9 protein-coding genes are annotated in these 14,595 nt (G+C 43.0%); all 9 read right to left on the reverse strand.

Going from position 1 to position 14,595, the window contains the following annotated elements:
* Position 1: 1 nt before the first annotated feature.
* Positions 2 to 1,771 carry a sensor histidine kinase gene (locus ACYH0O_RS23065; protein ID WP_482630482.1) on the reverse strand — a complete coding sequence of 590 codons (1,770 nt, stop codon included), beginning with the start codon at positions 1,769 to 1,771 and terminating at the stop codon, positions 2 to 4.
* A gap of 178 nt (positions 1,772 to 1,949) precedes the next feature.
* A complete protein-coding gene (locus ACYH0O_RS23070) occupies positions 1,950 to 5,060 on the reverse strand; it encodes an alpha-mannosidase (protein WP_482630483.1) in 3,111 nt (1,036 codons plus the stop codon).
* Positions 5,061 to 5,073: 13 nt separating this feature from the next.
* Complete coding sequence (locus ACYH0O_RS23075) at positions 5,074 to 6,387, reverse strand: glycoside hydrolase family 125 protein (RefSeq protein WP_482630484.1); 1,314 nt, start codon at positions 6,385 to 6,387, stop codon at positions 5,074 to 5,076.
* Between the two features lie 5 nt (positions 6,388 to 6,392).
* Positions 6,393 to 9,089 (reverse strand): alpha-mannosidase, encoded by a 2,697-nt coding sequence (locus ACYH0O_RS23080; RefSeq protein WP_482630485.1) that lies wholly within the window; start codon positions 9,087 to 9,089, stop codon positions 6,393 to 6,395.
* Positions 9,086 to 9,715, reverse strand: a complete 630-nt coding sequence (locus tag ACYH0O_RS23085; protein ID WP_482630486.1) for a YesL family protein — start codon at positions 9,713 to 9,715, stop codon at positions 9,086 to 9,088. Before ACYH0O_RS23085 ends, ACYH0O_RS23080 begins: the two co-directional genes overlap by 4 nt.
* Entirely contained in the window at positions 9,708 to 10,619 is a 912-nt protein-coding gene (locus tag ACYH0O_RS23090) for an ROK family protein (protein ID WP_482630487.1), read from the reverse strand. The genes ACYH0O_RS23085 and ACYH0O_RS23090 overlap by 8 nt, the downstream gene beginning before the upstream one ends.
* A 6-nt stretch (positions 10,620 to 10,625) precedes the next feature.
* Positions 10,626 to 12,002, reverse strand: a complete 1,377-nt coding sequence (locus ACYH0O_RS23095) for a glycoside hydrolase family 1 protein (protein WP_482630488.1) — start codon at positions 12,000 to 12,002, stop codon at positions 10,626 to 10,628.
* Between the two features lie 221 nt (positions 12,003 to 12,223).
* On the reverse strand, positions 12,224 to 13,171 hold the full coding sequence (manA, locus tag ACYH0O_RS23100) for a mannose-6-phosphate isomerase, class I (RefSeq protein WP_482630489.1): 948 nt from the start codon (positions 13,169 to 13,171) through the stop codon (positions 12,224 to 12,226).
* Positions 13,172 to 13,525: 354 nt separating this feature from the next.
* Complete coding sequence (locus ACYH0O_RS23105) at positions 13,526 to 14,587, reverse strand: BtaManbiosPhlase (RefSeq protein ID WP_482630490.1); 1,062 nt, start codon at positions 14,585 to 14,587, stop codon at positions 13,526 to 13,528.
* Positions 14,588 to 14,595: the final 8 nt, after the last annotated feature.

Below are 14,595 nucleotides of genomic sequence, written 5' to 3' on the forward strand. Positions count from 1 at the left end.
ACTACACCTCACTTATTAGTGGTAATTTAACCGTGACGGAAGTTTTGACATTAGGTACACTCCGTATCTCCACACCATAATCGGAACCATACTTTAATTGAATACGCCTGTGAACATTTCCCAAGCCGATTGAATCGGAAGTTCCTTCTTCCTGTTTCAATCTTGATTTGATGTCTTCCAACTTTTTATATTCAATGCCATTTCCATTGTCTTCAATTTCTAGGATAAGTCTATCGTTCTGCTCATAAATGGTGACCGTTAATTGGTTGGTTTCGCTATCTCTCCTGAAGCCATGCAATAAGAAGTTTTCAATCAAGGGCTGTAATATAAATGAAGGCATATAGTAGTCCCTGATTTTTTCTTCTACATTAAAGTTGTCGATTAACTGGTTTTGAAATCGTATTTTAAATAATTCAATATATTGTTGTGCATGGTTGATTTCGTTCTCTACCGTGACCAAGTCTACTGTTTTCAACGAATAGCGAAATAACTGAGCTAATTGGACAATCATTTTGGCAGATGTTCGTCCACCCTCGGCTAATGATTTCATTCGTATGGCTTCCAGTGTGTTGTATAAGAAATGAGGATTAATCTGTGCTTGAAGATTCGCCAATTCAGCTTCTCTTTGTTTCAGCTTGGATAGGTAGACTCTATCTATGTAATCATTTAAATCATCCAATGTTTTATTAATAGTATGGGAGATATCTGTAAGATCATCATCTACATTGGCTGTTATAATTCGTGCCGATAAGTTTCCTTCTTGTACTTCCTTCATCTTATTAAGAATTTCATCAACTCGTTTAGAGTATCCTCGTAACGCTATGTAAGGAAGGGCAATAGACAAAACCGTTAACAATACAATAATAGACAAAATCGTTAATTTATACGTAAGGAGCTGAGCCATTTCCTTCTCTGAAATTACGGCAGTGATCATGAGCTGACTCGTGGGCTCGATGGAGGATTGAATATAATAGCGCTCATCCAAATTTACTTTCTTTTGAACCGCACTATAAGATAAGTCCTTAAGAAGTCTTTCAGGAGCATTCCCATTAGAATAATAGAGTTGTTTGTTCCTATCTGTGATAAAAAAGGATCCCTTAGAGGGGGTATCTTTCAATGATAATAACCTATCTAAATTTTCATAACTGAAATAGACCATTACTTTTCCCAATCGATCCATAGAAACGGGATCGTTTATTTGTTCTTCCACGACATACATATCCTTAGGCACGTTATACATATCCTTCGGAAGGGGGTGGTTTTCTACCATAAAGCCAGTGTCTTCTTTAGATTGATTATTTTGATTCCACCTACCATGATCGAACAGATACACATATTCTGTTCCTAAACTTTCATTTCGAACCAGCAATGCGATGGACTCAGAATCTCTAGAGAAATAGTTCTTTACATAAATATCGAAATTATAAGGAACAAAGGAATCACTGCTCGAGAATTTATCTAAACGATACCCAATATATTCTTGGTAGTCATGTTGTAAAGCAAAAGCCAAATCTTCAATTAACCGTTCTTCTTGGTAAAGCTGACGAATACCTTGACTAACGAATTGATGCTTGGCATGTATTTCAGATTTGATTTCATCGATAACCGCTTCTTGTCTATCAATTTCACGTTGAACGATAAAGTCAGAATAATATTCTGATAGAAAAACAAATAAGGTGGACATTGTAAGGAAAATGATGAGGGAATAAGTTAAAAACACCCTATAAAACATTCTCTTGCTTATTCGTTTGAAAAATAGGAACGCTTTCATTTTTGAATCCCCTAACGTAAGGTAAAAGGGGGAACAGAAGCTCAAGACGCATCTGTTCCCTGTCCTTCACCTGCGATTCTATCAAATTGGCAAATCTGAGGTGCTGTCCGGATGATCCAACCTGTAATATTCTTTTTGAGTTTAAACTTGGTTCAGTCCAATAGGGACGCTCAGAGTTCTACTCCTTTATGACGATTTCAATCGTCTTGATTTCATAAGGATCGAATGTTAAACATAATGGATTTTCGTTAAAATCCGTGATGTTTTCATCTTCCATGAGGTTCACTTCCCGCCATGCATCTACCGGCAATGAGCTGGTGATGGTGACGGACGAGCGTGCACCTTCCATTTCATGAAGACGGACAATCAGGGATTCACGGTCTTCCGCTTTTTTCACCGTGTCGATGATGACGCCATGACCGGAAATAGACAGAAGGGGTTCCTGGAACCCGGGTTGGGTTTCTCCCCGGACGATCCGAAGCGGTGCGTTCAGGTAAGTGGCTTCCCGTTCTATATCATGCTTAGACGTCTGTCCAGCGAAAGGATAGAGTGAATAGACGAAGTGATGATGCCCTATATCCGCCTTGGGATCTGGATATACGGGGCCTTTTAGTAAGGAAAGGCCCAGGACATTATCTTTAATAGAGTAGCCATACTTACTATCGTTCATCAAACTGATCCCATAATAAGGTTCGGTGAGTGCAGCCCATTTATGTCCCACCGACTCGAATCTCGCCATATCCCAAGAAGTGTTCCAGTGGGTCGGGCGTTTGACGTTCCCGAACTGGATATCGTAAATGGCTTCCGTGGATCGGATGGCAACTGGAAACTCCACTTTGAGAAGCTGCTGTCTGGCCGACCAATTAATATCCGTCTCGAAGTCGATGCGTTTTGTATGAGAATAACAATGGATTCTCTGGAAAATTTCCATTTGTGGAGTTTTCCATGTAAATGCTACGGTTGTTTTTAATGGTCCATTTTCAAGTATAGTACACTCCTCAAGTAAATCAATAGGAGTCGATTTCTCCACATAATAAAGGTCAATGTCCCAGGCATCGTGGGCTAGTGGCTTGTCTTCATAGAGTTTCAGCACATTGCCTGATGCTCCCGCCTGAATCATCTCCCGTCCCTCTTCTTTATCGAAGAGACTTGTGATGTGACCATTTGCATTCCATCGGATGCGATAAACCGGTGTTTCCCATTTTCTTTCATCCAGGTCAATGTTACTCAACGTCCCCTTTTCCTTCTCCGCCCTCCCTGTCAAAGAGATCGTTTGGTAAGAGAACGGTCTCGATTCAGGCACAAGGACGAGGGTATCACCATTGGACAGAGTCTGGGTCTCGACCTCTATCCCATCCAGCTCATAAACTCCGTTGGATTCAGGCACGGTGACCAGCACCGATGATGTATATTGATGTGGGTGTAGAAAGGACCAATGATGATCTCCATACAAGATATGATTCTCTTGAGAGGATATAATCGTATCCTTGATTCCAGACGCTTTTTCATAATCTTGGTGGGCATCCTCATATACTTCCGTAATCGAAGAACCCGGGATGATGTCGTGAAATTGGTTTAGTAGAATCATCTTCCACCCCTTTTCAAGGAGCGCCTGGGGATATTGATCCCATCCATTTACAACACTGTTCCAGGAAGAGAGGAGTTCCGCTTCACGGTACCCGTATTCAAGTTTCCGATTCATCTCTTTCATCTTCGCATGGCTTGTGTAGGTACCTCTGTGATACTCCAAATATAATTCCCCGTCCCACGTATGGGTGTACTGATCAGATTTCCCCACGGTATCATGAAGCTTCTCGAAATAGGTCTGGGCATTGACGGACTTAACGGACGGCATGCTTGGAACGGTGTCGAGATGGCGCTTCATTTCGATCATTTCACGATTGACGCCGCCACCTCCGTCTCCGTATCCATATGCCAGGAGCAGTTCTTTATTCAAGTCTTTATCACGGTACTTTTCCCAAATGCCTTTAACGGTTTCCGCCGTGATCAGCCCGTTATACGTATAGAACCATGAGTCGGCAGGTCTTCCCGGTTCAGGCGTCGTAATGAAATGGGTCAGAATTTCGGAACCGTCAATTCCCCTCCACTGGAACGTATCGTGGGGCATCCGGTTGTATTGATTCCAACTGATCTTCGTCGTCATGAACGTATCAATACCAGATTTCCTTAATATTTGCGGGAGGGACCAGCTGTAGCCGAATACATCAGGAAGCCATAATGTCCGGGTCTTCTTATTGAACTCTTTCTCAAAAAACCTTTTACCATATAAAAGCTGACGTACGAAGGATTCCCCGGATGGAATGTTACAATCGGCTTCCACCCACATGGAGCCCTCCACCTCCCACTGACCGTCCGCAACCTTCGCTTTGATTGCTGCGAACAATTCCGGATCTTCCTCCTTCACCCATTCGTAAAGTTGAGGCTGGCTTTGCAGGAAAGTGTAGTCAGGATAAAGTTCCATCAATCTAAGTACTGTGTAGAACGTCCTCCTTGCCTTTTCCTTCGTATGTTTTGTACGCCACAGCCAGGCAAGATCGATATGGGAATGACCGGTGGCATGTATGGTTACATCCGAATACTTAGGAAGGTTATCCATTTCATGTAATAGTACAGAACGAGCAGCATAAAGACTTTGATAAAAGGCATCACTACCTCTGTCCGACCAGTCGATCTCACGGAATGCCCGGTTGAGGATGGTCAATACGATGGAACGGTTAGGGTCGTGCTCATCTTGCTGTTTAATAGAATCCAGTATCGCTTTGGATTTAAAATACAGCTCATCCACTTTCTCATCCAAGTATCCCCACCAGGCTTCCTGTAACCGGTAATACTGGTTAGCAGGCTGACCGCCCCCCTCTAGGCCGGACCAAAGCTGAATGGAAATATCGAGGGAGTCCTCTGCAGGCAGGATGACTTCTTTATGATTGGTGTCGACCCCTTGGAACGGCTTCCCATTCACAAAGAGGAGGGACTCGAATCCTGAGTTGTTCCCTCCTCCGGTCCTTCCGAGATCGAGGTAGAGGACAGCCTTCTTTCCTTCCCATTCTTCCGGGATAGAAAGAAACGTATTCAGCCATAGATATTTGTCCCTTCCTGACCAGGTATCGTTTACTTTCATTTTTTGATCTGAATATCCTTCAGGGAAATTGTTCTCTTTTCCTTTTATAGGCTCATAAAGATTGAAAGAGTCGATGACCCTTATATCCCGGTAACGCAGGCGATCCAACTCGTTCACTCTGTTTTCTAGCTTTTGGATAGGATAAAACATATGGACCCTCCATTCAAGAGTTTTTACTGATAAGTGCCAATGGACTTTCGGGTACGAAGATCCCGACTTCACTTAGAATGAATTCACTAAACATGGAATTGGCCCACGCAAACCAAGAACGAGTGAACTCTTCCGGACGATCGGCATCGAATCCTTCGTGCATGTAAAGGGTGGATGCGTGTGTATTCTTGAACATCTCGAGGATCTTTGCCTTTTCTTCTTGAGAAGTCGCCGTCATTCCCTGGATGGCCAGGCCGATGTGCCAGATGTAATGATCAGGTGTGTGGGGACTTCCGATTCCTTTCGCCTTTTTCCCTTCATAGAAGTAAGGGTTGTGGCGGCTTAGAATGAACTTCCGGGTATTTACATAACTTTCATCATAAGGATCTGTATATCCTAGGTACGGGATGGCCAAAAGGCTTGGTACGTTGGCGTCATCCATCAGATTGTACCGCCCGTCCCCATCGGTTTCGTAAGCATAGATTTCCCCGAAGACCGGATGGTTCACTTTAGCGAATGTTTCGATACCCTTCTTGATTTCAACAGAAAGCTGCTCCATTTGACCGGCGAGCTGGTCCTCCTTCATTTCCTCAAGCATTTCCTTCGCATACCCCAGTACCACAACAGCGAACATATTGGCAGGCACAAGATATCCATACAAACACGCGTCATCACTAGGACGGAATCCCGACCAAGTCATACCTGTCTTCACGGAATATCCACCTTTCCCCTCCCTTAGAAGAGTATCCGATACGCGGCAGTTCTCCCGTTCAAAGAGATACGGAGAGTCGGCCTCGTGATCCTGCTCCACTTTCCATACATCATGGATGACCGTCAGCACTTCCTTTAGCTGGTCATTCAATACGCTCTCATCACCTGTCGCCTTCCAATAAAGGTACGTCAATTGAATCGGATAGCACAGGGAGTCCACTTCATATTTACGTTCCCAGATCCAAGGGGTCATCTCCGTACGGTCAGCCTGATGTCCTAGATTGTCAGCCGTTTGGTTGAAGGCATTCGCATAAGGATCCAGAAGAATGTACTTCCATTGGCGTTCGATGACCCCCTTCAGCATAGCGGCGATTTCCGCATCTTCTTTCGCGAGAGTCAAATACGGGCGAACCTGAGCGGACGAATCCCTGAGCCACATGGCCGGAATGTCCCCTGTTATCACAAAGGTTCCATCCTCATCCTTTTTCAAAGTCGTTTGGTACGTATTCAAGAAGCAATTTTCGAATAATTCATAGACTTCCGGATCATGGATATAGGCCGACTTCACTTTATTCATAATCGTTTGAAAAGACGCTGGTACTACTTTTTCACTCATGATATTCACTCCTCGTCAGTTTGAATTAAAACAGTAATAATTTCTTTAGGTCGTATGGTCCGCTCCACGTTTCCGTGTCCTAGACATTCTTTCTTTTCTTCTAGAATCGTAGAAAGATAGACTTCATCTCCCTCTACACTCAGTTCCTGTGGTTCATCCGTCGGGTTAAACCACCTGACAATGATTCCTATTCCTTCTTCCGCCGGCTTGCATGCTGTCAAGGCTAACGCATCACCCGACCATTTAAATAGATTACTGTTCTTTTCATTTCTTCCTTCAGCTTGTTCTACTTGAACAACAGTCGGATTCAACGGATAGTGATAGGCTTCATTGAAAGCACGCGAATCAATGACATTTCCTCGATGAGGGATCACCATAAATTCTGCTTTATTTAGACCAAGGCACTGTGCTTCCGGTGTTTCAAACACCCCCCAATCCCCGAGCTCTCCGACGGATCGGAGCAGTGTGACCGCAATGGATTTTCCGTCCACGATTTCATATTCATGAAGACCCTTCCCAGCAATCGTCAACCCCTTCTCATGGTCATTGAGGCTGACAAACCTTTGCATATGGTGATCGAACGTCGGATTGATCCACTGGCTTTCCGGTTTATTTGGACGCTTTACCACTTCAAACACACTATCGGCAAAGTGATACAGGTTCCCAGTTCCAACAGGAAACAACGCACGCAAGCGATGGTCTTTTGCTTGATTGTCTATTGTCACTTCGACCTTCAGCCCTTTAGAACCCTTTTCGAGGATGAGCAAGGTTTTAAAGGTTAGCAACACTTCTTCCTCATGTCGTCCCGCTTTACGCTCAGGGTGCCAGACCAGGTCCTGCCGCTCTAATTCCAATTGTTCATCGGCTTGCTTAGGGACAGAAATCTTGGACTCAATCTCAATGGATGCACGATACGGGTTATTTTCAATAATGTTCACGGAAGAGGCTTGCTGCTCCGTTGTGTAGACAATACCGTCACTACTTGCTTTGAACATATACTCGTTTCCGATATCCCCCATGTCTTCATACATTCCAAGGCTTTCATAATGATAGCCTGTTTGTTTGTCCAAGATTGAATAGGATCCATTCTCATGAACGGTCACACAGATATGCTCGTTTTCAAGCTTTTGTTCTGACTGATGCCACATAAGGTTTTCCTCATGAGGCGTATCTTCACCAGGCACTAAATAACACGTTTCATAGCCAATATGAATAGGGGATTCTATTGCAAATGTTATTTCTATTTCCTTCGCATAATAAGGTTTTCTGAATCCATCTCCCGGGAGGTCGTAACCGAATGAGATGCCCTTTTCTTTCACATGAACAGGTAGCGTCGTTCCATCCCCTCTCTCTAATACAAAAGAAGGGAGTGGGGTGCTCTTTAACTTACCGGGAATCTGACGAAAATCCAATTCATCAAAATAGATTTTCTGAACCATCACTTTTTCTCGAATGACCTGAGTAGAAGGTTTTCCCTCCGTGTAAAACAGGATAAGGGGAATCGCTTCAGGGTTATGATGTGTCGTAGAGATACCGGATGCAATCTCACGCGCTTGCTCCGTAACATATCTCAAAGCCCCTTTCTCGACCTTATCGAAACGTGTCTCCATTTCACGGTGAACGCCATCTACACTGCACCCACAAATACTGTCATGAGGATGATTCTCCATAAGCATCTTCCAATAAAATTCCGCAAAATCACGGTGAAGTCTTTTGTCTTCTACCAGGAGCCCCATCGGCTCAAATACTCTTTCCAATAGAGCCTGACAGCGGTCGTTCGCCTGCTTTAAATAGATTCTAGCAGAAGCTGTGTTCACAAGTGTCGACCATCCATCCGTTTTTTGGTTCCTGAGTTCTCCACGAATGGTTTGAAGCTCATCCGGCAGTTCTTTTTTCACCTCATCTATATATTCTTTGAAACTTGAGTGCTTGAATGTGACATTCGGAATGAGATCATTTGCCGTCGCGATAGCTTGTACAATATCTTTTTGCAGAGGTTGATGATCACAACCATTCATAAATAATAATTGGGAAGTAGAAGCAAACTTCTCAGCATCTGCAAGTTTCTTTTCCCAAAAGGCTTCAGCCTCCGCTTTACCGGCGGGAATTTCATTTCCATTGGAATACCAATTGGCGAATAAAATCCCTAATACATTCGAGCCATCAGGAGCTTCCCACTTCATTTCTGAATAAGGGGAAGAGAATTCATCACCGTGATGAACCTGATTATTAAACCCTGTCGGTGTCACCCCTCTTCCGAAGGCTGCAACATCAATATGGGCTTGTTGTAATAATTGCGGTGCCTGTCCATAAATGCCGAACGTATCAGGAAAATACCCCAGCGTACCTTCTTGCCCAAGTTTCTTCGTATCTTTCATCCCATAAAGCAAATTCCTTACATTCGCTTCAGAACTTGTAAGAAATGCATCCTGCAAGATATACCATGGACCGATGATCAAACGTCCTTCACGAATATATCGTTTGACTTCTTCTCCTTTATCAGGACGGACCTGCAGGTAGTCATCCACCATAATCGTCTGTCCATCAAGGTGAAAACTGTGGAAACCCGGATCTTGTGCCAATTGCTCTAACAGATCATCAAACAGCTTTACTAAGTAATAACGGTGTTCTTCAAGTGACATATACCATTCCCGATCCCAATGAGAATGGGAAATAATATGAGCGGTTTTATTCTCCATCATGACTCTCCTCCAATCAATTTCTCTTGTAATTCTGTATAGCGATTCATCGAAACTTTCATCACCCAATAGGAAGGCATGACACCTAAGGCAAAGGGAATTAACCCAGGCATTTGATAAATCAGGTAACCTACCATCGTTAAGCCGATGGAGAGGATAAGATTCTGTTTGAAGCTGATGATCGTAATAATAAATGGCTGGTACAGGTAACGCCTAAAAGACTGGTCAAAATGAACGTAATAGGGGAATAAATATAGAAATGAAAATACATACAGGATTAGTATGAATAAAATGAGCATCGTGCTGAATAAAGCGATGATACCTTTTAGTTGAGTCACAAGATAAAGATCAATCCATAAGAATAGACCAACACCTGAATAGATCCAGCCCAGACCGTTAACCTTCCAAAAATTCTTTTTGTAATAGTGATGGTATTCACGGAAGAAAGGTTCATCCCGTCCACCTTTCAACCACTTTCTAGTAATGGCAAATAATGAAACGGTTGCGGGAAAAATCCCAAGGACAACACCCCCCATTACAATATGTAAAATCCAAAAAAGATTAAGCTGAATCGTCTTCCAAATCCAAAGGCTCGCTTCTATAAATAATCCGCCTAATCGACTAAACATGAAGATCACCCTTTCTGTATTCTGCCAACCACACATAAGCAGCTCCAACCAATTGAGCTTCATCCAGATAGTGACACAAAGAAATGGTAGGACGTACCTTAGCAATAGGCTTTGATTCCAATATCTTGTCCATTCTGGATTCCAGCTCCTCTAAAAAATCAGGCTGTCTGGTAATTCCTCCCCCTACCAAAATCTTCTCAGGATCCAATATGTACTGGATGTTGAAGATTCCGATCGCCAGAGTATAAAAAAAGGAATCTAATGATTTCTGAGCTCCTTCATGGTTCTTCCCGGCTTGTTCAAATACCAGCGGTCCTGTCCATCCATCGTCATAAGGGGCTTGATGCTTCAGCCTTCTTGAAATGGCAGAGGACGAACCCAACTCACTCCATGTCTCATAAACATTTTCATGAATGTCACTTGCTAAAATCGAGTATCCAAATTCGCCGCCATGAAGATTGGCTCCCTTGAAGAGTTTCTTGTTAATGACAAGAGCCCCACCTATTCCCGTACCACATACAATACAGGCGAAAGTTTCACATTCTCTTGCCTCCCCTTTCCAAAGCTCTGAAAGGGCAGCACAGTTGGCATCATTCTCCATGGCCACCGGCAAACAATATCTCTTTCCGAGCAACTGCTTGACATTATGCTCATGAACAAATGGCACAGCACTATACCCTAAAACATGCCCTGCATCCGTCACACTTCCCGGACTACTAATGGTTATGCCAATCAAGGAATAATTCTTGTTCATCCGCTTATAATACTGATCGATCATGTCACTAAATTCATCGATTGATTGAGGGGTTGATTCTTCTTCTTTCTCAACTAATTGACCTGTAATAGAAATCAGCGCAAGCTTAATATAGGTGCCGCCTATATCAATGGTTAATAAAAACTCCATAACTTATCACCCTAAATCCGGAAGCTGATTTGATTCGGCAAGTGCCTTAAACCAGCCTGCACTTTTTTTCTTATACCTTCTCCCGGTCTTCAAATCCAGTTCAACGAGTCCATACCTATTCTTGTACTCATTTAGCCATGACCAGTTATCAATGAAGGTCCATACATGATACCCATAACACTTTGACCCTTCTTCGATTCCTTTGTGAAGCCACTTTAGATGATTGCTCATAAATTCAATCCGGTAGGAATCCTGAATCATCCCTGTTGAATCTCTAAACCTTGATTCACCCTCCACTCCCATCCCATTCTCCGCTATATACCAGGGGATGTTTCCATATTGGTCTCTTATCTTGAGGGCAATATTATAAATGCCTTTTTCGTATATTTCCCAGCCGCGATGTGGATTCATTTTCGCTCCGTCCCATTGATAAGGTTCGAAATAGTGATCAAGTGTGTTTATCGAATTAGGTGACCCTGCCTGTACCCTTCGTGGTTGATAATAATTAACACCAAGAAAGTCCACGGGGGAATCTTTCAATAATTGGAAGTCTCCAGGAAAATAACGGACGTGAATGTGTTCTTGTTCTATGAAGGACAACAACTCTTCCGGGAACTTACCCTTAACAACCGGATCTAAAAAGCTCCGATTATACAGCACATCGGCCCACATAGCTGCTTCCAAGTCTTTAGGCTTGTCTGAGCGGGGATAACTTGGCGTTAAGTTTAAAATGATACCTATTTTCCCCCGATGGTTCCTGTCCTTAAATGCCCTTACTGCTTTCACATGGGCCATCAACGTATGATATCCAGACTGAAATGCTCGATTGAGATCGAACACTCCCGGTAGATGCTTGTCATTTAAATAACCCATTTCAATGGGTACAATGGGTTCATTAAACGTGACCCATTCCTCAACAAGATCCCCAAATCGTTCAAATGCCACCTTAGCGTAAAACTCAAACTCATCGACAACTTCCCGATTGTCCCAACCGCCTTTCTCGTACAATCGAAAGGGCATATCGAAATGAAACAAATTAACAATGGGCTTAATACCACTTTCATTAAGCCTCTTAAATACGTCCCTATAAAAGGCAACCGCCTCTTCATTCACTTGAGTGCCATCAGGTAATAACCTCGCCCACGATATCGAGGTTCGAAAGGAATTAAAGCCCGTTTGCTTCATCGTGACGATGTCTTCTTTATAGTGAGCATAAAAGCCTGAAGTATCTTCCGGTCCTATCTGCTGAAAGAAACGTTCAGGTTCCTTCTGAAACCAATAATCCCAAACATTTTGAGCCTTTCCTCCACTACTTCCCGCTCCCTCCATCTGGGGTCCCGAAGAAGCCGCTCCCCATAAAAAACCATCAGGAAATTCCATCATTAACACCCTCTCTAGAAATCGCTTACATTTCTTCTTAAAGCCATCATATATAGAAAGAAAAGGAGTTGGAATATGTTCACTCCAACTCCTTTAATAAACGCATGAAAACTTTAAAAATGACACTTTTTGTGGATGGTTTCCTACTCTTTTTACTTAGAGGAAGTAAAAGAATGATAAAAAAAACGCAAAGCTCATAAGCTCTGCGCCATTCTTATAACCAATCAAACATGAGAAACAATCAACTCAACCTGTCCCTCAATCTCAAATGTCTCAACATCCGCGGGTATTATGAAATGATCTCCTTTTGTAAGAGAATACTCTTCTCCTTGGACCTTCAGTACACCGTTTCCACCCAGTACACTTGCCAATTGAAATGGCTGGTCCTGCACAAATGCGGCATGTCCATCGACTTGCCATTTGTACACTGTGAAGTATTCTGCTTCCACAAATTTCGTGGACTCTACCCCTTCTCGTTTCTCCACAACCGGTTCAACAGCCGCAGCCTTGTGTGGAATGGTCGTCACTTCAATCGATTTGTCGATATGCAGCTCACGGGTATTCCCTTCCCCATCCTTACGGTCATAATCATACACACGATACGTCGTATCCGAACTTTGCTGTGTTTCTAACACCAATGTTCCTTTGCAAAGGGCATGGATGGTGCCACTTGGAACATAGAAGAAGTCACCAGGCTTAACCGGGATGCGTCGCAGCAGGTCATTCCACTCGCCTTTTTCAATCATCGATACAAACTCTTCTTTCGTTTGAGCTGTATGACCAAAAATCATCTCGGCATCTTCATCACAATCGATGATGTACCAGCATTCCGTCTTACCCAGTTCACCGTTTTCATGTTCTTTAGCATAGGTATCATCCGGGTGCACCTGCACAGAAAGATCTGCGTTGGCGTCCAATATTTTCGTCAGTAATGGAAACACCGGTGAGGAATGGTTCCCAAATAACTCACGATGCTCGTTCCAAAGCTCGCCAATCGTCTTTCCGGCAAACTCACCGTTGACCACTGTGCTCTGGCCATTCGGGTGGCCTGATATGGCCCAGCATTCACCCGTTATATCGGATGGAATATCGTAGTTGAATTGGTCCTTTAACGCCGTACCTCCCCAGATTCTTTCCTGGAATACGGGTTGTAGAAATAGTGGTTGGTTCATGATTGCCTCCTAATGTTTACTTTTTTTATGTATTTATATCATTTCAATATTCTTGTCATGGGCTCTTCCCAACTGATTGTCTTATATTAGTGATGAACTTTCAAGGACGAAATGGTATTTTGTTCTTCGGTGACTGACCATCTACCATACAGATTTATAAAGCTAACCCCAGTGATTCCACCAGCCCTGCGTTGTTTCCTATTCCCGGCAGTGCGATGTAAGTGTCCATTTCTCAAGGATTTGTTTATCCATCCCTTCAATACTTCGGAAAGATTTCTCATATTATACTATCATCTTTAGAATGTATTCCCTTTAAGAAAAAGGCCAAAATCGACAAACGACTTTGGCAGTTGATTATTCTACATAAGTGAGTGATTCAAGAATCTCTGTCAAGCTTAGCTCAGCACATGCCATCGAAGTATCGGCTACTCCATAATACATTTTCACGATATCTCCTTCGACAATGACACCACAAGAAAAGACTACATTTCCGAAGAAGCCATTCACCTCATAGTCAGCTTCAGGCTCTACTAAAGGTGTTTCTGATCGCGCAATCACTTTTGAAGGATCATTCAAATCAAGTAAAACACCACCCATACAATAACGATGATCATCGGATGCCCCGTGATACAGCTCTAGCCAGCCCTTATCTGTCTTAATCGGTACCGCACCTCCACCAATTCGTCCATTATCCCACATGCCTTTTCTCAAACCGATTAGATGTTTGTGGTTACCCCAGTATAATAAGTTATCTGATTCAGCAATCCAAATTTCAGGATGGCCGTTACTGTTGGGAACTGGGCGATGAAGAGCATAATATTTGCCATTGATTTTCTCAGGAAAGATCAACACATCTTTGTTTTCCGGCGCAAAGATCATCCCATGATACGTGACCTCTTGGAAATCCTTTGTCGACACCATGGATTCACCGACTCCCACCGGGGATACAGCGCTATAATAAATATAATAGGTTTCTTCTATTATCGTAATACGAGGATCCTCTATTCCGAAGGTTTCCAGTTTGGTAGATGGGTAGATAAATGGTTTTTCATCGATGGAAAAGGTTCGTCCATCTTTACTTCTCGCAATACGAAAATAGGATAAGGAAGTCAAATAAGCAAATTTGCTACTCCCATTATATCGAATGACTCTCGGATCAGAAAAGTCATAGGTTGGGTCGTTGACATCGAGTTCAAGAATGTCCAATTCCCCTGTCTGATCATTTAAAATGGGAGCTTTCACTATTGTTTTATTATCTGATAGCGGCCTTTCTGCCACACGGAGAAGAAGAATTGTCTCTCCATTAAATGCCGTCACTCCCGCATTAAAAGCGCCGATCACTTCAAATCCTTCATGAAACGGTTTAACATCCAAAGGGGTAATCAAAGGATTTTCTTCATATCGGTATACATTCATCTGCTTTG

The organism is Rossellomorea sp. H136 (assembly GCF_056838065.1).